The organism is Kocuria tytonicola (genome assembly GCF_003687455.1).
GTDB lineage: Bacteria > Actinomycetota > Actinomycetes > Actinomycetales > Micrococcaceae > Kocuria > Kocuria tytonicola.
This window is the reverse complement of record NZ_PHOA01000001.1, coordinates 36,607-55,397: the sequence shown is the minus strand read 5'-3', so window position 1 is coordinate 55,397 and position 18,791 is coordinate 36,607. Positions and strand designations below refer to the sequence as shown.

At 71.0% G+C, this 18,791-nt stretch carries 19 protein-coding genes and 1 tRNA gene; 7 read left to right on the top strand and 13 right to left on the bottom strand.

The annotated features are described in order from the left end of the window. Positions 1-11 precede the first annotated feature (11 nt). The 4 genes from CWC38_RS00280 to CWC38_RS00265 form a co-directional block, all read right to left on the bottom strand. Complete coding sequence (locus CWC38_RS00280) at positions 12-947, bottom strand: cation diffusion facilitator family transporter (protein WP_121844860.1); 936 nt, start codon at positions 945-947, stop codon at positions 12-14. Beyond that, a complete protein-coding gene (locus tag CWC38_RS00275) occupies positions 947-1,441 on the bottom strand; it encodes an ArsR/SmtB family transcription factor (RefSeq protein ID WP_121844859.1) in 495 nt (164 codons plus the stop codon). Before CWC38_RS00275 ends, CWC38_RS00280 begins: the two co-directional genes overlap by 1 nt. A 136-nt stretch (positions 1,442-1,577) precedes the next feature. After that, a complete protein-coding gene (locus CWC38_RS00270; protein ID WP_121844879.1) occupies positions 1,578-2,219 on the bottom strand; it encodes a pyroglutamyl-peptidase I in 642 nt (213 codons plus the stop codon). Positions 2,220-2,412: 193 nt separating this feature from the next. After that, positions 2,413-2,485: transfer RNA gene (locus tag CWC38_RS00265), tRNA-Ala, on the bottom strand. A 123-nt stretch (positions 2,486-2,608) separates the two neighbouring features. On the opposite strand from CWC38_RS00265, the gene CWC38_RS00260 reads away from it, so the two are divergent. Continuing rightward, entirely contained in the window at positions 2,609-3,532 is a 924-nt protein-coding gene (locus tag CWC38_RS00260; RefSeq protein ID WP_121844858.1) for a type 2 periplasmic-binding domain-containing protein, read from the top strand. Positions 3,533-3,538: 6 nt separating this feature from the next. On the opposite strand, the gene CWC38_RS00255 is transcribed toward CWC38_RS00260, so the two are convergent. Both CWC38_RS00255 and corA read right to left on the bottom strand, forming a co-directional pair. Further along, on the bottom strand, positions 3,539-4,615 hold the full coding sequence (locus CWC38_RS00255) for a mechanosensitive ion channel family protein (RefSeq protein WP_121844857.1): 1,077 nt from the start codon (positions 4,613-4,615) through the stop codon (positions 3,539-3,541). A 35-nt stretch (positions 4,616-4,650) separates the two neighbouring features. Continuing rightward, positions 4,651-5,682 carry a magnesium/cobalt transporter CorA gene (gene corA, locus CWC38_RS00250; RefSeq protein WP_121844856.1) on the bottom strand — a complete coding sequence of 344 codons (1,032 nt, stop codon included), beginning with the start codon at positions 5,680-5,682 and terminating at the stop codon, positions 4,651-4,653. 245 nt (positions 5,683-5,927) lie between these two features. Here corA and CWC38_RS00245 point away from each other — a divergent pair, with 245 nt between their 5' ends. From CWC38_RS00245 to CWC38_RS00235, 3 genes are all read left to right on the top strand, one after another. Then, positions 5,928-6,443: an NUDIX hydrolase gene (locus CWC38_RS00245; protein WP_121844855.1), complete on the top strand. Its 516-nt coding sequence runs from the start codon at positions 5,928-5,930 to the stop codon at positions 6,441-6,443. Beyond that, on the top strand, positions 6,440-7,480 hold the full coding sequence (locus CWC38_RS00240) for a glycine betaine ABC transporter substrate-binding protein (protein ID WP_121844854.1): 1,041 nt from the start codon (positions 6,440-6,442) through the stop codon (positions 7,478-7,480). Before CWC38_RS00245 ends, CWC38_RS00240 begins: the two co-directional genes overlap by 4 nt. Before the next feature lie 82 nt (positions 7,481-7,562). Next, positions 7,563-8,780 carry a pyridoxal phosphate-dependent aminotransferase gene (locus CWC38_RS00235; protein WP_121844853.1) on the top strand — a complete coding sequence of 406 codons (1,218 nt, stop codon included), beginning with the start codon at positions 7,563-7,565 and terminating at the stop codon, positions 8,778-8,780. A 33-nt stretch (positions 8,781-8,813) separates the two neighbouring features. Here the strand turns inward: CWC38_RS00235 and CWC38_RS00230 are convergent, their stop codons facing one another. After that, positions 8,814-9,092 carry an exodeoxyribonuclease VII small subunit gene (locus CWC38_RS00230; protein WP_121844852.1) on the bottom strand — a complete coding sequence of 93 codons (279 nt, stop codon included), beginning with the start codon at positions 9,090-9,092 and terminating at the stop codon, positions 8,814-8,816. A gap of 31 nt (positions 9,093-9,123) precedes the next feature. Next, positions 9,124-10,416 (bottom strand): exodeoxyribonuclease VII large subunit, encoded by a 1,293-nt coding sequence (gene xseA / locus CWC38_RS00225; RefSeq protein WP_121844851.1) that lies wholly within the window; start codon positions 10,414-10,416, stop codon positions 9,124-9,126. Between the two features lie 59 nt (positions 10,417-10,475). Between xseA and CWC38_RS00220 the strand changes: the two genes are divergently transcribed. Both CWC38_RS00220 and CWC38_RS00215 read left to right on the top strand, forming a co-directional pair. Then, the gene (locus CWC38_RS00220) at positions 10,476-11,381 is read left to right on the top strand and encodes a hypothetical protein (protein WP_121844850.1); all 906 of its coding nucleotides are present in this window, start codon (positions 10,476-10,478) and stop codon (positions 11,379-11,381) included. A gap of 4 nt (positions 11,382-11,385) precedes the next feature. After that, positions 11,386-12,468, top strand: coding sequence for a 4-hydroxy-3-methylbut-2-enyl diphosphate reductase (locus CWC38_RS00215; RefSeq protein ID WP_121844849.1), 1,083 nt, complete (start codon positions 11,386-11,388; stop codon positions 12,466-12,468). Positions 12,469-12,497: 29 nt separating this feature from the next. On the opposite strand, the gene CWC38_RS00210 is transcribed toward CWC38_RS00215, so the two are convergent. The 5 genes from CWC38_RS00210 to CWC38_RS00190 all read right to left on the bottom strand — a co-directional run bounded on the left by CWC38_RS00210 (position 12,498) and on the right by CWC38_RS00190 (position 17,413). Then, positions 12,498-13,700: a DNA recombination protein RmuC gene (locus CWC38_RS00210; RefSeq protein ID WP_240624958.1), complete on the bottom strand. Its 1,203-nt coding sequence runs from the start codon at positions 13,698-13,700 to the stop codon at positions 12,498-12,500. 189 nt (positions 13,701-13,889) lie between these two features. Next, a complete protein-coding gene (locus tag CWC38_RS00205; RefSeq protein ID WP_121844847.1) occupies positions 13,890-14,501 on the bottom strand; it encodes a response regulator transcription factor in 612 nt (203 codons plus the stop codon). Beyond that, positions 14,498-15,673, bottom strand: a complete 1,176-nt coding sequence (locus CWC38_RS00200) for a sensor histidine kinase (RefSeq protein ID WP_121844846.1) — start codon at positions 15,671-15,673, stop codon at positions 14,498-14,500. The genes CWC38_RS00205 and CWC38_RS00200 overlap by 4 nt, the downstream gene beginning before the upstream one ends. Beyond that, the gene (locus CWC38_RS00195) at positions 15,670-16,428 is read right to left on the bottom strand and encodes an ABC transporter permease (RefSeq protein WP_121844845.1); all 759 of its coding nucleotides are present in this window, start codon (positions 16,426-16,428) and stop codon (positions 15,670-15,672) included. The genes CWC38_RS00200 and CWC38_RS00195 overlap by 4 nt, the downstream gene beginning before the upstream one ends. Positions 16,429-16,471: 43 nt before the next feature. After that, on the bottom strand, positions 16,472-17,413 hold the full coding sequence (locus tag CWC38_RS00190) for an ABC transporter ATP-binding protein (RefSeq protein ID WP_121844844.1): 942 nt from the start codon (positions 17,411-17,413) through the stop codon (positions 16,472-16,474). Between the two features lie 278 nt (positions 17,414-17,691). Between CWC38_RS00190 and ychF the strand changes: the two genes are divergently transcribed. Continuing rightward, positions 17,692-18,777 carry a redox-regulated ATPase YchF gene (gene ychF / locus CWC38_RS00185; protein ID WP_121844878.1) on the top strand — a complete coding sequence of 362 codons (1,086 nt, stop codon included), beginning with the start codon at positions 17,692-17,694 and terminating at the stop codon, positions 18,775-18,777. Positions 18,778-18,791: the final 14 nt, after the last annotated feature.

Below are 18,791 nucleotides of genomic sequence, written 5' to 3'. Positions count from 1 at the left end.
GCGTGAACCGGTCAGGCGTGCAGCACGTCCTGCGACTCCGCGTCCCGGATCTGCACCGTCTCGATCTGGAACGTGGAGTGGTGGACCGACACGTCGAAGTGCTCGGCCACGCACGTCTTCACGTCCTGCAGCAGCTCGGCGGCGTGGCCGTCCCGGAAGCACTCGTCCTCGACCACCACGTGCGCGCTGATGGTGGGCAGGCCCGTGGCCACGGTCGAGGCGTGGATGTCGTGGACGTCCACCACGTGGTGCAGGCCCATGATGTGCTCACGGAAGAGGTCCAGATCCACGCCCTGCGGCGTGAACTCCATGAGCACGGCCGCGGTCTCCCGCATGATGGTCACCGCACGCGGGAGAATGAGCGCGGCGATGAACAGGGCGGCCACGGTGTCCGCCCGCTGGAATCCGGTGGTGGCGATGACCACGGCCGCCACGATCACGCCCAGCGAGCCCAGGGCGTCGTTGGCGACCTCCAGGAACGCCGCCCGCATGTTGAGGTTGGCGCCCCGCCCCGAGGCCAGGACCAGGATGGCGACCACGTTGCACGCCAGACCCGCCGCGCCGAACACGAGCAGCTCGGTGGGTGGGACGGTGTGCGGCTCCAGTAGGCGGCGGATTCCCTCCACCGCGGCGAAGACCCCCACACCCAGCAGCAGAGTCGCCTGGGCGAGCGCCGCGATCACCTCGCCGCGGCGGAAACCCCATGTCCGCCGGGAGTTCGCCGGGCGGCGCACGAGGTGTGCCGCGACCAGAGCGACGAGCAGGCCAAGGGCGTCGGTGAGTGCGTGCACGGTGTCGGTGAGCAGGGCCAGGCTCCCAGTCACCACCGAGCCCACGGCCTGCGCGACCACCATGCCCGCCGTGAGACCGAACGCGATCCAGAGCCGCCCGCGGTGGTCCCCGGCGGCTGCGCCGTGGTCGTGGCCGTGGGAGTGTCCGGCGCCCATCAGAGGGAGTCCCGACGCGGCGTCGTCGCCCCCGGGGCCTCCGCGCAGACCGGGTCCGCGCTGTGGAGCCCGGACGCGGGTGCTGCCGCGGGGAGCCCGTCCGGAGACTGGTGCACCGGGGCGGGACCCCCAGGGAGAGGCGGGTGGTGCAGGTGGGTGCACAGGACGGCGTCGGTGCCCGTGGCGTGCAGCAGGTGCTCCGCGGCCGAGATCACCGCAGCGAGTTCGTGGGGGTGGGCCAGCGAGTACCACGTGGCGCGGCCCTCGGGGCGGGTCTCGACGAGTCCGCACTCGCCCAGGAAGGCCAGGTGCTTGCTCACGGTGGACTGGGCGAGACCCATGTGCCCCACGAGATCCCGGACCCGGTGCTCGCCGGAGGCCAGGTGCTGCAGGACCGCCAGCCGCGTGGGCTCGCTCAGTGCCTGGAAGAGGTGTGCGTACGCGGTGGTGGCACGCGCATCGAGGGAGGGAAGGTCCTCAGGAATGATCGCCATAGGGCGATGATACAGCGTCACGCGGTGGTACGACCGCACAGGTGACATCTGCGCCGCAGGGAATTCACGTCCCAGCTGCCCGGGCCCTTTCAAGCGAGCGTTCGTTGGGCTGGACGCGGCTCACCCGCCAGACGACTCAGGATGAGTGAGTTCGTGCCTCCCTGGCGACCGTGCGCACCACGGCCGTCAGCGCGCGCACGAGGTCGTCGACACTCAGTGTCGACTTCGCTGGCGACCCGTCCGGGTCGGTCTCCGCGCCGACACCTGCCGACCCCCGGGACCTGACCGCGGGCACGTGGATGAAGGTGGCCGGAAGATCTGTGGCGTGCAGCGCGGACCAGAACACGGCATTGCACAGGAACGCGCCGGCATCGTTGGAGATCTCGGCAGGCACACCGGCTTCTTGAATGGCACTGGTGAGCACGGCGGGATCGATGCGGGACTCGAGGCGTTCGGGCCCCCGCGTGAGCGGGGCAGGGTCCCGGACCACGCCCTCGTTGTCGGGGATGCGCCCGTGTCCCATGTTCCTGGCCCAGCGCTCCGGGGTGACTGCCACTCGGCCACCCGCTTCGCCCACCGCCACGACCGCGTCCGGCCGGTGGGTCTCGACGGCCCGCAGCAGCGCGGGGCGCGCACCGGACCACGTCACGGGGAGGATGGCCGTCACCACCTGCGCGCCGTCAGGCGCGGTGAGCCCACCGAGCCGGTGGACGACGACGCCGCTCGCGTTCTCCCTCTCACCGCCAAAGGGTTCGAAACCGGTCACGAGGATTTTCATGAACTCACCGTATCCCCGCACCGCAGTTGAGCTGCGGAGATGGTTGCCCATGACGTCGCACCGTTCTGCACCGCGTGCTCGGGCCCGCGTGCCCCACGGTCCTTGCCGGGCGGGGGGGGTGGTGACACCGGGAGGGCACCTGCACCCACGACGAAGGGCCCCACCTCTCGGTGGGGCCCTTCGTGCCATCGGGTGGAGCCTAGGGGAATCGAACCCCTGACCTTTTCATTGCGAACGAAACGCTCTACCAACTGAGCTAAGGCCCCGAACAACAGGCATCACTGTAGTCCTCCCGGGCGGATTTCGCACATCAGCGGCCCGTGTGCCGCCCGCGGGCACCACGTGGGCCTGGTGGGGGAGCGCGAGCACCCGCCCTCTAGTCTGGGGGCATGACCGCAGCCGAACCAGCCCTGCCCCGCGACCCGTCTGCCCCGGACACGCCGGACACCCCGGCTGATCCCGTCGCACCAGGCCTCCACTCGGGTGCGAAGGGCGCGCCGGGTGTCCAGGCCACGGACGATGCCGTCGCACCGGCCTTCACCGTGGGCTACGTCCCCGGCGTGATGCCCGGCAAGTGGCTCGGGAGGTGGCGGGACCGCCAGCTCACGCCCCTTCTGCGGGACGAGCTGGTCCCCGCGGGCCAGTGGCGTGAGGTGCTGCAGGACGGCACCGTGACCGCGTGCTTCGTGCGCCTCGGCTGGTCACCCACGGACCCCAGCCTGGAGGAGCTGCGGGCCACCCACCACGCCGTGCACCTCTACGACGAGCTCCAGGTGGCCGTCCTGCCCACCGAGGACCTGCTGAGCGTCCTGGACTGCCTCACCACCGCCCAGCTCCGCGAGGAGTCCACGCCCCAGCCCCACGCGGACATCGACGACGCCGCCATGGCCGTCGAGCTCGCGGCCGCCGGTGTGGGGCCCGTGGTGCTGCCGATGTCCGTGGCGCGCCTGCACGCCCGCAAGGACGTGACCACCCGCGAGCTCACGGACGCCCCCGTCCTTCCCGTGGTGCTGGTGTGGCCGAAGACCGTGGACGAGGCCACCGAGGACGCGGTGCAGCGTTTCGTGGGCATTGTCCGGGGACGCAGGGAGTCCAGCGGACGGGACGAGGCAGTACCACCCCGCCGTGCGGCGTCGTCCGCGAAGGACGAAGGGCGCGGGGCGGAGACGGCCGTGGAGAAGACGCCGGAGAAGCAGCGCGGCGGCAAGGCACAGTCCGGGGGGTGGGCCAAGGCCGGAGCGAGCACCAAACCCGGTCTGCGGCGCAAGCCCGGCCGCAAGGTCAAGAACGGGCGGAACAGGAAGCGGCGCTGAGCCGGATCAGCCGTCGCCGCGGCGTTCGGAGGAGCTGGTGCCCTCACCCGTCTCGTCCCGGCTGGGGGTGCGGCCGTCCGGGGTGTGGCTGTCCTCCGCAGAGGTGTGGGGGAACAGGGGAGTGGTGCGCACCTGACCCGTGGTCGGTACGCGCGGCATCGGGAAGGACGTGGTGGGGGCGTCCGTGAAGGTCTCGGGCTCGGAACCGGTGCGCACCGTGACCTGGTGGGTCAGGGGGATGCGCAGCCCGTCCCGGTCCAGCATCTTCTTGATCCGCACGCGCATCACCCGGGCCACGTCCCACTGCTCGAGCGGTGCGGTCTTGACGGCCAGCCGGATGGTGATGCTCTCCCCGGAGATGTTCTCCACACCCCAGACCTCGGGGTCGGCCACGATGCTGGGGCCCACATCGGGATCGTCCCGCACGAGCAGCGCCTCGTGCTCGATCATGTCCGCCACGAGGTCGATGTTCGTGTCGTAGGGCACGGGGATGTCCAGCACGCAGCGGGCCCAGCCCTGGGACTGGTTGCCCACGCGCAGGATCTCGCCGTTGCGCACGTGCCACAGGGTGCCCTTGACGTCCCGCACCTGGGTCACGCGCAGACCCACGTTCTCCACCGTGCCGATGGCTTCCCCCACGTCCACGGAGTCGCCGATGCCCAGCTGGTCCTCGGCCACCATGAAGATGCCCGAGAGGTAGTCCTTCACCAGGGACTGTGCGCCGAAGGACAGGGCCACGCCCGCGATGCCCGCGGAGGCGATCACCGGGGCGATGTTGAAGCCGAGCTCCGAGATGATCATGAGGATGGCAATGGCCCACACGATGATCGTGGACACCGAGGCCAGCACCGCGCCGATGGTGCGCGCCCGCAGCGCCTGACGCTCCGAGGCCACACCGGCGTCCTGGACCCAGCGGGACTGCCCGTGGTCGAAGCGCTTGATGATCCGGGACTGAGTCCCCCGGGCGATGCCGCGGGTGATCTTGCGGATCAGCAGTCGCACCACGGCGGAGACCACCACGGCGCCGAGCAGCACCAGGAGCACGCGGAAGGGTTTGTCGAGCCAGAATTCGAGGTTGTGCATCCCCGCCAGGCTAGCCGCCCGGGGTGGGAGACCGCTCAGAGCCAGTCCTTGACCTTGAACACCACGTAGAGCACCACGCCCACGAGCACCATGAGCACGAGCGCCATGGGATAGCCGAATGCCCACTCCAGCTCGGGCATGGCCTTGAAGTTCATGCCGTAGATGGAGCCCACGATGGAAGGCGCGAACAGGATGGCCGCCCACGAGGAGATCTTCTTCATCTGCTCGTTCTGCACCATGGCGGCCTCGTTCTGCCGGGCCGTGGTGAGCGTGGAGTCCAGGCTCATGGCGTCCGTGAGCGAGGAGCGCATGGACTCGAGCTTGCCGCTCACCGCGATCACGTGGTCCAGCACGTCCCGCAGCCGGTGCTGCAGCTCCTCGTGGGTGCCGTACTTGGTGAAGCCCGCGAAGTAGCGCTGCATCACGTTGCTCAGGGGTGCCACGCCGCGGTGGAACTCGTTGATCTCGCGCGCGAGCTCGTAGATGCGCTGGGAGACGGTGGACTCCCCGGCGAACAGGGCGTCCTCGATCTCGTCGATGTCGTTCTCCAGCCCGGACAGCACCGGGAAGTAGTCGTCCACGATCTGGTCCAGCAGCGCGTACAGCACCCCGTCCGGGCCGAAGCACAGCAGCTCGGGGTCCGCCTCCACGCGCTTGCGCACCCGGCTCACCCCGCTGGACTCCGAGTGGCGGATGGTGATGACGAAGTTGGGTCCCGTGAAGATGTGGATCTCGCCGATCTCCACGGTCTCGGTCTCGTCCTGGTACACGGCGGGGCGGATCACGGTGAACAGCGTGCGCCCGTAGCGCTCCATCTTGGGCCGCTGGTGCGCCTGCACGGTGTCCTCCACGGCGAGTTCGTGAAGGTCGAAGTGCTGGGCGAGCGAGTCGATCTCCTCCGCCGAGGGCCGGTACAGCCCGATCCACGCGAGCACGGTGTCCTCGCCGCTCTCGCTCTCGGCGGGCCGGTCCAGCGTGCGCTGCAGCAGGTCGTACGTGCTCTCCAGGGAGCGCGGGGACTCCACTTTCCGGCCGTTGCGATAGATGGCGTTCTCCACGATGCTCACCCGCCCATTATGGGCCCCGCGCCCACTGCCTGCCGCACGGCAGCCGGCGCCGCAGTGCACGCCCGGACGACGACGCCGCTCGCGCCCTGCACGGGGCCGTCCCGCCTCCCTCCGGGCCACCGTCCGCCCCGTCCGGGGAGCACGGTGGCTCAGCTGGCGCCGGCTGACGGGCTGCCCACCGCGGGCCGGACGCGAGGACGCCCGCGTGCCAGGGGACGCCCCGGACGCGCCACTACACTGGCGCCATGAGCCAGCCGTTCGACTCCCGCGTGGGCGCCTACGCCCTGATCACCCGTGACGACCACCTGCTGCTGACGCACTGGAACCCCCGCCACCCGGACTTCGAGGGTGCGTGGACGCTGCCCGGGGGCGGGATGGAACCGGGGGAGCAGCCGGAGCAGACCATGCTCCGGGAGGTCTTCGAGGAGACCGGCTACCGCGTGGCCTCGGACGGTCTGGTGGGCGTGCACAGCTACTGGATGAGCCCCGAGCAGCGCCTGGACCCCACCACGCGCGGCAACCACGCGTGCCGCGTGCTCTACACCGCGCACATCATGAGTGGCGAACTCGCCGTGGAGCAGGACGGTTCCTCGGACGACGCCGCCTGGTTCCCGCTCGCGGAGGTGGGCGGCCTGAAGCGCCTGGACCTGGTGGACCAGGGCCTGCGCCTGGCGGGACTCGAGCAGTTCGTCGGGGAGCAGACCCCGCCCGAGGCGGTCGCCGAGCAGGACGTGTCCACCGAACCCGGTCACGACCGGTGACAGCCTCCTCCCGGATCCGGGCGGCCGCAGCGGCCACGGCGTTCTGTCTGGCGCTCGCCGGCTGCGGGGCCAGCCCGGAGCAGGCGGGGACGGACGCCGGTGGGGCGGCCACGGCGTCGTCGTCCGCCGGGGGCGGGACCGTGAAGATCGCCACCGGAGTGGACACCCAGACCCGCGTGCTCGCCCACTACTACCAGCAGCGACTGGCCGCCGACGGCGTGGCCGCCACCGTGGTGGACGTGGGCTCCTCCCGCGAGAAGATCTTCGCGGCGCTCCAGGACGGGCGCGTGAGCATGGTGCCGGAGTTCACCGGCGACCTCTACGTCTACGCCCGGCAGCACGGGCTCCCCGCGGACGCGAAGCCGTCCCCCTCGCCCACGGCCACCCCCAACACCGACGCCCCGCGCGGGTTGCTGGACTCCCTGGGGCAGCTGCTGGGCATCACGGGGGAGACGGGCCCCTCCGACGACGACGTCTACCGCGCCCTGCCGAACGTCCTCCCGAGCGGTCTGGAGGCGCTGGACAGCTCCGGTGCCCAGCGCACGGACCGGGTGGTCGTCACCGCCGCGACCAGCGCCCAGTACAACCTGGGGGACATGAACACCGCGGGCAAGCAGTGCGGCAAGCTCTCGGTGGGCATGGCTTCCGGGTACGCGGACAGTGCTCAGGGCGAGCGCGGGCTGAAGGCGTACTACGACTGCGCGCCAAAGGCCACACCCGAGTTCGGGACCACCGACGAGCTCGTGGACGCACTGCTCACGGACAAGGTGCAGGCGGCCGTGCTGCGCTCCTCGGAACCCGTGATCGAGGACGAGGCCCTCGTGGCGCTGGACGACCCCGACCGGCTGTTCCGCCCGGAGCGGGCCGTGGTGCTCGGCTCCGAGACCCTCGAGGACCGGGCGGTGTCCTCCGTGAACGCGGCGTCCGCGGACCTGCGCACCGAGGACCTCACGACCATCACGCGGCTCGCGGGCGGCTCGGCGCCGGCCATGAGCCCGGAGAAGACGGCGCAGTTCGTGCGGGAGCAGCCGCGCTGAGTGCCCCGGGCCGGGCTGCACCGCGTGGGCCCCGGGGTGTCACGCCCGGGGAGCGCCACGGACCCGCGAGTAGTCTGGCCCCATGGCAAAGGTGAAGCAGTCCGACAAGCTGAAGAACGTCCTCTACGACATCCGCGGCCCCGTGCTGGAGCAGGCGGAGCAGATGGAGGCGGCCGGTCAGCGCATCCTGCGCCTGAACATCGGCAACCCCGCACCCTTCGGTTTCGAGGCCCCGGACGCCATCCTGGTGGACATGATCAAGAACCTGCCGAACGCGCAGGGCTACTCGGACTCCCGCGGCATCTACTCGGCCCGCACGGCCGTGGTGCAGTACTACCAGACGCGCGGGATCATGAACCTGGACACGGACGACGTGTACCTGGGCAACGGCGTGTCCGAGCTGATCACCATGACCCTGCAGGCCCTGTGCAACCCCGGTGACGAGCTGCTCATCCCCTCACCGGACTACCCGCTGTGGACTGCCTCCGTGGCGCTGTCCGGCGGCACGCCCGTGCACTACATGTGCGACGAGGACAACGGCTGGAACCCGGACCTGGAGGACATGGAGTCCAAGATCACCAGCCGCACCAAGGGCATCGTGGTCATCAACCCCAACAACCCCACGGGCGCGGTGTACTCCCGCGAGACGCTGCAGAAGATCGTGGACCTGGCCAAGAAGCACGACCTCATCCTGTTCTCGGACGAGATCTACGAGAAGATCACGTACGACGACGCCGAGATGATCAACACCGCGAGCCTCACCGGTGAGGACGTGCTGTGCCTGACGTTCTCGGGCCTGTCCAAGGCGTACCGGGTGGCGGGCTACCGCTCCGGGTGGCTGGCCATCACCGGGCCGAACTGGCGCGCGGAGTCCTACCTGGAGGGCATCAAGCTGCTCGCCAACATGCGCATGTGCGCGAACGTCCCCGCGCAGCACGCCATCCAGACGGCGCTCGGCGGGTACCAGTCCATCAACGACCTCATCCTCCCCGGCGGGCGGCTCAAGGCGCAGCGGGACATCGCCCACCGCAAGCTCAACGAGATCGACGGCGTCACGTGCGAGCAGGCCCACGGCGCGCTCTACCTGTTCCCCAAGCTGGACGTGGAGAAGTTCGGGATCGTGGACGACGAGCGCTTCGCCCTGGACCTGCTCAAGGAGCAGAAGATCCTGCTGAGCCACGGCACCGCGTTCAACTGGGCGGAGCCGGACCACTTCCGGCTGGTCACCCTGCCGTCCGTGGACATGCTGGACACCGCGCTGGACCGGCTGGGCGAGTTCCTCTCCACCTACCAGCAGTAGGTCCGGCTCCTCCTCACCGGCAGCTTCCGGGGCTCACTCCCCGTCCGACGCCGCCCGGTCCCGGTTCTCCCGCCGGGCGCGGGCGGCGTTGAGCCGTTCCCGGGCGCCGTCGAGCCACTGCTCGCAGCGGGTGGCCAGCGCCTCGCCGCGCTCCCACAGCTGCAGGGACTCCTCCAGGGTGGTGCCCCCGGCCTCCAGACGGGAGACGATCTCCACGAGCTGCTCGCGGGCCTGCTCGTAGCCAAGGCCGTCGACGTCCGAGAGGTCCGGTGCGCCCTGCTGGGGATCGGTGTTCTGGTTCTGCTGTGCCACGGTGTGCCTTTCGCTGGGGTTCTCTGGGGATTCAGTGCTCGCCCGGCCGGCGGGTGCTGGTGCCGGTGACGTCCACGCCGAGCTCCCCGGACGCGAGCCGGACGGTGAGCGACTGGCCCACCTCCGCCCGGGTGGCGTCCGTGAGCACGGAGCCGTCCGGGGTCTGCACCACGGCGTACCCGCGGTCCAGGGTCTGCTGCGGGGACAGCGCGCGGACCCGGGCGCGCATCTGGGCCACGGAGTCCTGCGCGCGCAGGGTGAGGGAGCTGGCTGCGGACCACGCACGGGTGCGCCACCGGTCCAGGTCCTCCTCGCGCACCAGGATCATGCCGTCCGGCTGCGCGAGCACCGGGCGGGAGCGCACCGTGGCGAGGCCCTGCTGCTCACGCTCGATCATGGTGCCCACCGCCCGGTCCAGTGCGGAACGGGCCTGGGAGAGGCGCAGCCGCTCGTCCTGGACGTCCGGGACGATGCGCTTGCCCGCGTCCGTGGGGGTGGAGGCCCGGACGTCCGCCACGTGGTCCAACAGGGGCTGGTCGTTCTCGTGGCCGATCGCGCTCACCACGGGGGTGTCCGCGGCAAACACGGCACGCAGCAGGGCTTCGTCGCTGAAGGACAGCAGGTCCTCGAAGGCACCTCCACCGCGGGCGATCACGATCACGTCCACCTCGGCCATGCGGTCCAGCTCCTCGAGCGCACCGATGACGGCGCGGGCCGAGCCCGCTCCCTGCACCGGGACCTCGCGGATCTCGAACTGCACGCCCGGCCAGCGGTTGGTGGCGTTGCGCACCACGTCCTTCTCCGCGTCCGAGTTCCGCCCGGTGATCAGACCCACGCGGTGGGGGAGCACGGGAAGCGGCTTCTTGCGTGCGGGGTCGAAGAGCCCCTCGTCCGCCAGGGCCCGGCGCAGCCGTTCGAGCCGCTCCAGCAGGTCCCCGAGCCCCACGGGACGGATGTCCCTGCCCAGCATGGAGAGTCGGCCGGCCTTGACGTAGAAGTCAGCCTTGAGGCTCACGACCACCCGCGCGCCGCGCTCGAGGGGGCGTTCCAGGCGGGCCATCTCGTTCTGGAAGAGGGTGACGCTCACCGAGGCCTCCTCTTCCAGGTCCCTCAGGGTGACGTAGGAGACACGGGCCCGCTGGTTGACCTCGATCACCTGGCCCTCCACCCACGCCGCCGGGGCCTTCTGGATCCAGCCGTGCAGGGAGTGGGACAGCTTGCGCAGCGGCCAGGGGTTCTCCGGGGAGGTGTCCCTGGCCAGCTCGGGAAGTTCCGCGGGAGCATTCCGGGCGGGAGCGGCGTCGGCGGGGAACGAGGAGTCCATGACACATGAGTATCACCCACTGGGGACACGCACAGCCGCTCCTTCTCTACAGTGGAGCGGTGAGCTCCTCCGCCTCTCCCCGTCCCGCGGCCGTGGTCCGCGCGCTCGCCTCCGCCCTCCTCGCCGTCCTCGCGGGCGCAGGCTTCGCCGCGTGGCTGGGGCTGAGCTGGGTGCAGGCGCACGTGCTCTCGCCGTCCGGCTTCCAGGACACGGCCTCGTCCGTGGTCACCGACTCCGGGTTCCAGAACGAGCTCGTGCGCACCGTCCTGGACCGGGCCGCGTTCAGCGCGCTGGAGAACGTCCACACCGGCATCGCGCCCCTGGACCGGGCCGCGGAGAAGCTGCGGGAGACCGCGGTGAGCGCCGCCCAGACCTGGCTGACCGCGCCGGAGCAGCAGGGCACGTGGCTCGCGGTGCTGGACGACACCCACGACGCGAACGTCCCCGTGGCCGCCGAGGCCGGCCACGCCCCGGACGAGCTCGTGGTGGACGTCTCCGCCCTCGGCCAGGCGGTGCAGCGGCAGATCCAGGACACCACGGGCCTCTCGCCGGGTCTCGACACGCAGAACCTCACAGTGACCGTCCCCGGGGTGCACACGGGCGGCGTCGTGGACGCGCTCGTGTGGTGCGCGCAGTGGCGCCACGCCCTGCCGTGGCTCGCCGGCGCGTGCGCGGTGGCCGCGGTGGCGACGACGCCGCGGCGCTGGCTCGCGCTCGCCGGCGTGGGTCTCGCGGGAGTTGCGTGCGTGGGCCTCGTGCTCGGTGTGGCCCTCACGGCGGCCCGGACCGTGGTGGACGCCTCCGGGGTGGACCCCGTGGCGCACCTCGTGGTGGAGCGCGTGGTGGGCGTGCTCCGGGAGTCCTTCGTGGCGAGCAGCGTCACGGGCATGATCTGGGCCGGGGTGGTGGCGCTCGTGGGCGTGGCCGGCGCCGTGGTGCGTGTCCGTGCGGTCACCTACCATTGAGGACATGTCCACCGTGGTTGACCTGTCCATGCCCACCGTTCCCCGGGTGCGCCGCACTCCGGAGGAGGTTGCCGCCGCCGCGCCCGTGACCGGGCCTCGCAAGGTGCTGCTGGCCGCTCCGCGCGGCTACTGCGCGGGCGTGGACCGGGCCGTGATCGCGGTGGAGAAGGCGCTGGAGCACTACGGTGCGCCCGTGTACGTGCGCAAGGAGATCGTGCACAACAAGCACGTGGTGCAGACCCTGGAGGAGCGCGGCGCGGTCTTCGTGGAGGAGACGGACGAGGTGCCCGAGGGGGCCATGCTCGTGTTCTCCGCCCACGGCGTCTCCCCGGCCGTGGTGCAGTCCGCACAGGAGCGGAACCTGAACACCATTGACGCCACCTGCCCGCTGGTCACCAAGGTGCACCGGGAGGCCGTGCGCTTCGCGAAGAGCGACTACGAGATCCTGCTGATCGGCCACGTGGGCCACGAGGAGGTGGAGGGCACGTTCGGTGAGGCTCCCGAGCACATCCAGATCGTGAACTCCCCGGAGGACGTGGACACCCTCGAGGTGCGGGACCCGGACAAGGTGGTGTGGCTGTCCCAGACCACCTTGAGCGTGGACGAGACCATGGAGACGGTGAACCGGTTGCGCGCCAAGTTCCCGAACATGATCGACCCGCCCAGCGACGACATCTGCTACGCCACGTCCAACCGCCAGGCGGCCATCAAGGAGATCGCCCCGCAGGCGGACCTGGTGATCGTGGTGGGATCGGCCAACTCCTCCAACTCCGTGCGGCTCAAGGAGGTGGCGCTGGAGTACGGCGCCGCCCGGGCCGAGCGCGTGGACTTCGCCCACCAGGTGGACGAGTCCTGGTTCGAGGGCGTGGCCACCGTGGGGGTGACCTCCGGTGCATCCGTGCCCGAGGTGCTCGTGCAGCAGGTGCTCGACCTCCTGGCCGAGTACGGCTACGGCTCCGTGGAGGAAGTGGTGACCGCCCAGGAGGACATCCTGTTCTCCCTGCCCAAGGAGCTGCGGGCCAAGCTCGCCCAGGACGGGGACACCACCCGCGGTCTGGGCGGTCGCGGCACCCGCCCCACACGCTGACCACAAGGCTCCGAGAGCTGGGCCCTGCGTCAGTCGGTCACGAACTCCGTGGCCGTGACCGGGCGGGGGACGGCGTCCACGGGTTTCGTCCCCAGCGCCTCGAAGTCCGTGGCCGTGGGGTCCAGCTCCGCGATCTTCCGCGCGGAGGGCAGCACCCGGGACTCCAGTGAGCCCACCAGCTTGTTGTAGCCCTCCACGGACCGGCGCAGCGAGCCGCCCATGTCCGAGAGGTGCTTGCCCACCGCCCCCATTCGGTCGTAGAGCTCCCGCGAGAGCCGGTACAGCTCCCGGGCGTTGTCGGTGAGCGTGGCCTGGCGCCAGCTGAACGCCACCGCCTTCAACGAGGCCAGCAGGGACACCGGAGACACCAGTGCCACGTTGCTGCGTGCGGCGTGGTCCAGCAGGGTGGCGTCCGCATCGAGCGCCGCGGCCAGGGCGGACTCCACGGGCACGAAGCACATCACCAGCTCCGGGGAGTTCTCCTCCGCGGACCAGTACTTCTTGGTGCCCAGCGTGTTCACGTGGGAGCGCAGGGCCTTGGCGTGGGCGGCCAGCAGCTGGGCGCGGCGCTGCTCGTTCTCGGGGGAGCCGTCCGCGGGAACCGCCTGGGCGTCCAGGTAGGCGCTCATGGGCGCCTTGGCGTCCACCACCACGGACTGCGCGCCCGGGAGGTTGACGACCATGTCCGGGCGCTGCACCCCGGTGTCCGTGGAGCGCACCGTCTGCTCCGTGAAGTCCACGTGACGGGTCATCCCGGCGGCCTCCACCACGCGGCGCAGCTGCATCTCACCCCAGGCACCGCGTGCCGTGGTGGAGCGCAGGGAGGACTCCAGGGAGCCGGTGGCCTGCAGCAGCTGCCGGTCCGTGGTGCGCGCCGCCTCCAGGGCCTGGGCCACGGCGCCGAACTGCGCGGCGCGGTCCCGTTCCAGCTGGTTCACGTGGCGCCCCACGGAGGAGAGCTGCTCGTTGAGCGGTGCCAGGGCACGCATGACGTCCTGGTCCTGCACGGCGCGGGCCTCCAGGGACTCCACCCGGTCCGCCAGCTGATCCCGCGCGGACTGGGCGGCCGCAGCCTCCTGCAGGGCCTGGAGGCGCTGCTGCTGGGCCTCCTCCAGCTCCGACTCCCGGTGAGTGTTCCTCAGCGAGGCCAGGACGTAGCCGCCCACACCGCCCACCACCAGGGCGAAGAGCGCCCACAACCACCACACCTGAGACATCACGGAAGCATCCATGCGGTCACTGTGACAAGGGCGTCCGACACGCACAAGCGACGGGGCAGGGGGTATCGTCCGGGCCCTGGACCGGTGCCCTGGGTGGTTGCCAGGGTCCGCCGGGGGCATCGACGCTTGGTGGCGCGGCCGCACAGGGTTGCACGGCAGGTCTGGACGGAGCTGACGACCATGCGCAGGCAGACGGCGCCCCTACAACCACCCGTTGCGTGCCGCCACCGTGGCGGCCTCCGTCCGGTTGGCGGTTCCCGTCTTCCCGATGGCCGAGGACAGGTGGTTGCGCACCGTTCCGGCGGAGAGGTGCAGGGCTCTGGCGATCTGCCCGGCGGACGCCCCGCCCGCAGCCTCGCGCAGCACGTCCCGTTCCCGCGCGGTGAGGGGATTGGGCCCGGCGAGCAGGGACTTCTCCGCCAGCGCGGGGTCCACCACCCGCAGCCCAGCGTGGACCCTGCGGATGGCCTCGGCGAGCTCGGGCGCGGGGGTGTCCTTGACCACAAAACCGGACGCCCCGGCGTCGAACGCGCGGCGCAGGTAGCCGGGGCGGTCGAACGTGGTGACGATCAGGCACCGCGTCCCACGTCCCGCCGCGACGATCTGCTCGGTGGCCTCCAGGCCGGTCAGCCCCGGCATCTCGATGTCCAGCAGGGCCACGTCCACGCACTCCTGGGCGGCGAGTGCCACGGCCTCGTGCCCGCCCGCCGCCTGCGCGACCACGGTGAGGTCCGGCTCCAGGTCCAGCAGCGCGGCGAGACCCGCGCGCACGAGGGCCTGGTCGTCCGCGACCAGCACACGGATCACGCTCATGCCCGGAACACCTCCACGGTCGTGCCGCCCCGGGGGTTCCGGGTGACGGTCACCTCACATCCTGCCGCCCGCGCACGCTCCCGCATGCCGCGGATTCCGTTGCCCTCGCGGAGCTCCGGCTCGCGGGCCTCCGCCTCGGCATTCCCGGAGCACGACGACGCCGCGTCGCCGGTGGGCACGAGACCGCGGGCCCGGGCGCCGTCGTCCGCAACGCGAAGCGACGTGCCCGTGAGCGTGACCCGGCAGCGGGAGGCACCCGAGTGGCGCACCACGTTGGTGACCGCCTCGCGCAGGATGCCCGCGAACGCGGAGCGGGTGGTCGGGTCCAGGGCAGGCACGGAGGAGGGTAGGTGCGGGGTGATGCCCGCGGCACGCAGCGCAGCCCGGGCCTGCACGAGCTCCACGCCCAGGTCCAGCTCGCGCATCCTGTCCACGGTGGAGCGCACGTCGGTGAGGGCCTCGCGGGACAGGGCCAGGACGTCGTCGAGCTCGGCGACGGCGCGCTGCGGGTCGGTCTCCACGAGGCGCTGGGCGAGCTGGGCCTTGACGGTGATGACGGTGAGGGAGTGGCCCAGGATGTCGTGGACGTCCCGGCCCACCTCCTCGCGCTGCCGGGAGACCGCGAGCTCCCGGGTGAGGCGTTCGTGGGCCTCCGAACGCTCCATGGCCACGCGGGAGGCCAGGATGATGAGCCAGGCGGGCAGCACGGCGAACAGCGGCCACACAAGCTGGTCCCGGGGCAGCAGGGTTAGCGCGGGGACCAGGGCGAGAAGCGCCACCACCACGGAGGCGGGGACGCCCTGGCGCAGCGGCAGCCGGAACACGAACAGGGCCACGAAGAACGGCGCGGTGCTGCTGGGAGCCCACGGCGAGGCGGGGACCACGAGCAGGAGCGCCAGGACCAGGACCGCGCTCCAGAGCACGGCGTTGAGCAGCGGGCCCACCTGCGGAACCAGGATCTGACGGACCCAGGACACGGTGTACAGCACGGCGAACAGGACCAGCCCCGTGAGGCCCAGGGTCTTGAGGCCGGTGGATGCGGTGCTCTGCACCAGCGCGGTGGCCGGGAAGAGGAGGAACACCAGCCACACCACGGCGTAGAGCAGGTCCGAGCGCTCGTGGTGGGGCTCCGGGGTGCGCGCCTCGCGGGGGCGGTTGGCAGAGGTGCTCACCGGCGGGCCGTGGCCTTCCGGGCGGCCAGCAGGGCGGCGGCGCCGAACACCAGGGCCCACGCCACCGTGTTGGCGAGCAGCAGCCACACGCTGTCGGTCTGGATGCCGTCCATGGTGGTCACGGTTCCTTCTGTCACGGGGTACCGGGCGAGTCCCACGATTCCATACACGGGGGTGAAACGGGCCACCTCCAGCAGTCCGCCCGAGAGCGGCATGAACACGTTGCCGAAGAACCCCAGGACCACCAGGCACCCGCTCGCCGCGCCCACGGCGGCGTCCGAGCGGAAGATCAGACCGGCGGCCAGGCCGTAGAGGGCGAACACCGAGGACAGCACCACAGCCAGGACGCCGCTCAGCACCCAGCGCCAGAGGTCGTCCATCGCGGCGTTCGTGAAGAGCCCCACGGTGAACACGACGAGCACGGGCACCACCGCAAGGGTCATGGCCACCGTCACCTTGGTGGTCGCGTAGCCCGCGGTGCCCATGGGCGTCAGCGCCAGCTGGCGGCCCCAGCCCTGCAGCCGTTCCACCGCGGCGCTGCCGGCAATGCCGGTGGTCGCGGTGATGGCGCCGTACGCGGCCATGGAGACCATCACGTACGCGGAGACGTTGCCACCGGGCAGAGACGCGGAGGACCAGCCCTGCGCTACGCCGAACAGGACGAACAGGACGGCGGGCAGCACGGCCACGAAGAACATGTTGGAGACGGCGCGGAGGTTCCGCAGGACGTCGTAGGCGGTGTAGGTCAGGGACATGGCGGTGACTCCTGGGTCGGTGGTTCGGGATGGATGGGCGGGGTCATGCGGTGTCGTCGTGGCGCAGCAGCGCGGCGAACGCCTCGTCCAGGCCACCGCGGGACACCTCCAGCTCGCTCGCCGCGGTGCCGGTCAGCACGGCCCGGGCGACGGCGTCCGCGTCCTGGGTACGCACGCTCACCCGCCCGTGCGCCCGCGTGACCTTGGAAGCGCCAGGCAGCGCGGGAACCGGCTCGTCACTCGGCCACGCGAAGCTGACCGTGTGGTGGCGGGACGTGCTGCGCAGCTCGTGGACGGAGCCGTCGAACGTGATGCGCCCGGCGTCCATGAGGACCACACGGTCCGCCATCTGCTCGGCCTCCTGGAGGTAGTGCGTGGCGAACACCACCGTGAGCCCGTCCGCGGTCTGCGCTCGCAGCGCCTCCCAGAACGCGGTGCGGGAGGCCACGTCCATGCCCGCGGTGGGTTCGTCCAGCACGAGCAGCTCGGGGCGGGGGAGCAGGGCCAGGGCGAAGCGCACGCGCTGCTGCTGACCGCCCGAGCACTTGAAGATCTTCCGGCCGGCGAACTCTGCGGCGCCGGAGCGTTCGAGGGCCTCGGCCACGGGCAGGGGGTCCGGGTAGAGGGACGCGATCATGGTCACCGCCTCCCGCACGGTGACGTCCGGGAGCAGACCGCCCACCTGCTGCACGGCACCCACGCGGCCGTGCGACGTCGCGCTCCGGGGCGGCTCTCCGCACACGGCCACGGTTCCGGCGGTGGGGTCCGTCATGCCCAGGACCATGTCCAGCAGGGTGGTCTTGCCCGCGCCGTTGGGGCCCAGGAGGGCGACGACGGCGCCGCGCGGGATCTCGAGCGAGACACCCTTCACGGCGTGGACCGTCTCGGAGCGGGTGTGGAAGGTCTTGACGACGTCGCGGACCTCGATCGCGGGGTTGGCCGATGGTCGCGGGGCGGGGGTGGTGGCGGTGTTGGTGCGGTTCATGGGTCCAGACTCGCCGCTCGGGGAGGGGCGGCGAACTGTCGGTTGTCACGAGTGGGGCATGACATGTGTCAGGGGTGGTTTCGCAGGTGCCCGGCGGGTCGGTGGTCTGGTGGCCACCGTGCCGGTATCTGGTGATCCGAACGGACAGGGGCGGCTTTCGCCCTGGGGCGGCACCGCCCGGCCTACGGTGGGGCGTGCCGGTGGCCCGGACGGAAAGGCGAGGTGGGGCGCGGAGTCGCGTGGCGACGTCGTCGGGCGGCGCCGGTAGGATGCGGACCGTGGCTCTTACTATTGGAATCGTCGGTCTGCCGAACGTCGGAAAATCAACCCTCTTCAACGCGCTCACGCGCAACACGGTGCTCGCCGCGAACTATCCGTTCGCGACCATCGAGCCGAACGTGGGCGTGGTGAACCTGCCGGACGAGCGGCTGGACAAGCTCGCGGAGATGCACGGTTCGCAGAAGATCGTGCCGGCCACGGTGTCCTTCGTGGACATCGCGGGAATCGTGAAGGGCGCGTCCGAGGGGGAGGGGCTGGGCAACCAGTTCCTGGCCAACATCCGCGAAGCGCACGCGATCGCCCAGGTCATCCGCGTGTTCGACGATCCGGACGTGATCCACGTGGACGGCAAGATCGACCCGGCCTCGGACCGCGAGACCATCAACACCGAGCTGATCCTCGCGGACCTGCAGACGCTGGAGAACGCGATCCCCAAGCTGGAGAAGCAGGTCAAGATCAAGAAGGGCTCGCCGGAGCAGCTCGCGGCGTACCAGGCCGCGGAGAAGGTGCTGGCGGAGGGCCGCACGATCTTCGAGGCCGCCGGGCCCGAGAAGTTGGACACCGACAACCTGCGCGAGCTGAACCTGCTCACCGCCAAGCCGTTCATCTACGTGTTCAACGCTGACGAGGGCGTGCTGTCCTCGCCCGAGCGCCAGGCCGAGCTGGAGGCGCTGGTGGCGCCCGCACAGTGCGTGTTCCTGGACGCAAAGCTCGAGGCGGATCTGGTGGAGCTCTCCGAGGAGGAGGCCCGCGAGATGCTGGAGATGGAGGGCCAGGAGGAGTCCGGCCTGGACAAGCTGGCCCGCGTGGGCTTCTCCACCCTGGGTCTGCAGACCTACCTCACCGCCGGCCCCAAGGAGGCCCGCGCGTGGACCATCAACCAGGGCGACACCGCCCCCAAGGCTGCCGGAGTCATCCACTCGGACATCGAACGTGGCTTCATCAAGGCGGAGATCGTCTCCTACGACGACCTCATGGCCGCCGGATCCATGGCCGACGCGAAGGCCGCGGGCAAGGTGCGCATGGAGGGCAAGGAGTATGTGATGCAGGATGGGGATGTGGTGGAGTTCCGGTTTAACGTCTGACTAAGTCGTAGACC

Excerpts from the sequence above, each read along its gene's own strand:
- CWC38_RS00280 (WP_121844860.1), bottom strand. The coding sequence starts at position 947 with ATGGGCGCCGGACACTCCCACGGCCACGACCACGGCGCAGCCGCCGGG.
- CWC38_RS00275 (WP_121844859.1), bottom strand. The coding sequence starts at position 1,441 with ATGGCGATCATTCCTGAGGACCTTCCCTCCCTCGATGCGCGTGCCACC.
- CWC38_RS00270 (WP_121844879.1), bottom strand. The coding sequence starts at position 2,219 with ATGAAAATCCTCGTGACCGGTTTCGAACCCTTTGGCGGTGAGAGGGAG.
- CWC38_RS00260 (WP_121844858.1), top strand. The coding sequence starts at position 2,609 with ATGACCGCAGCCGAACCAGCCCTGCCCCGCGACCCGTCTGCCCCGGAC.
- CWC38_RS00255 (WP_121844857.1), bottom strand. The coding sequence starts at position 4,615 with ATGCACAACCTCGAATTCTGGCTCGACAAACCCTTCCGCGTGCTCCTG.
- CWC38_RS00245 (WP_121844855.1), top strand. The coding sequence starts at position 5,928 with ATGAGCCAGCCGTTCGACTCCCGCGTGGGCGCCTACGCCCTGATCACC.
- CWC38_RS00235 (WP_121844853.1), top strand. The coding sequence starts at position 7,563 with ATGGCAAAGGTGAAGCAGTCCGACAAGCTGAAGAACGTCCTCTACGAC.
- xseA (WP_121844851.1), bottom strand. The coding sequence starts at position 10,416 with ATGGACTCCTCGTTCCCCGCCGACGCCGCTCCCGCCCGGAATGCTCCC.
- CWC38_RS00215 (WP_121844849.1), top strand. The coding sequence starts at position 11,386 with ATGTCCACCGTGGTTGACCTGTCCATGCCCACCGTTCCCCGGGTGCGC.
- CWC38_RS00210 (WP_240624958.1), bottom strand. The coding sequence starts at position 13,700 with ATGGATGCTTCCGTGATGTCTCAGGTGTGGTGGTTGTGGGCGCTCTTC.
- CWC38_RS00205 (WP_121844847.1), bottom strand. The coding sequence starts at position 14,501 with ATGAGCGTGATCCGTGTGCTGGTCGCGGACGACCAGGCCCTCGTGCGC.
- CWC38_RS00195 (WP_121844845.1), bottom strand. The coding sequence starts at position 16,428 with ATGTCCCTGACCTACACCGCCTACGACGTCCTGCGGAACCTCCGCGCC.
- CWC38_RS00190 (WP_121844844.1), bottom strand. The coding sequence starts at position 17,413 with ATGAACCGCACCAACACCGCCACCACCCCCGCCCCGCGACCATCGGCC.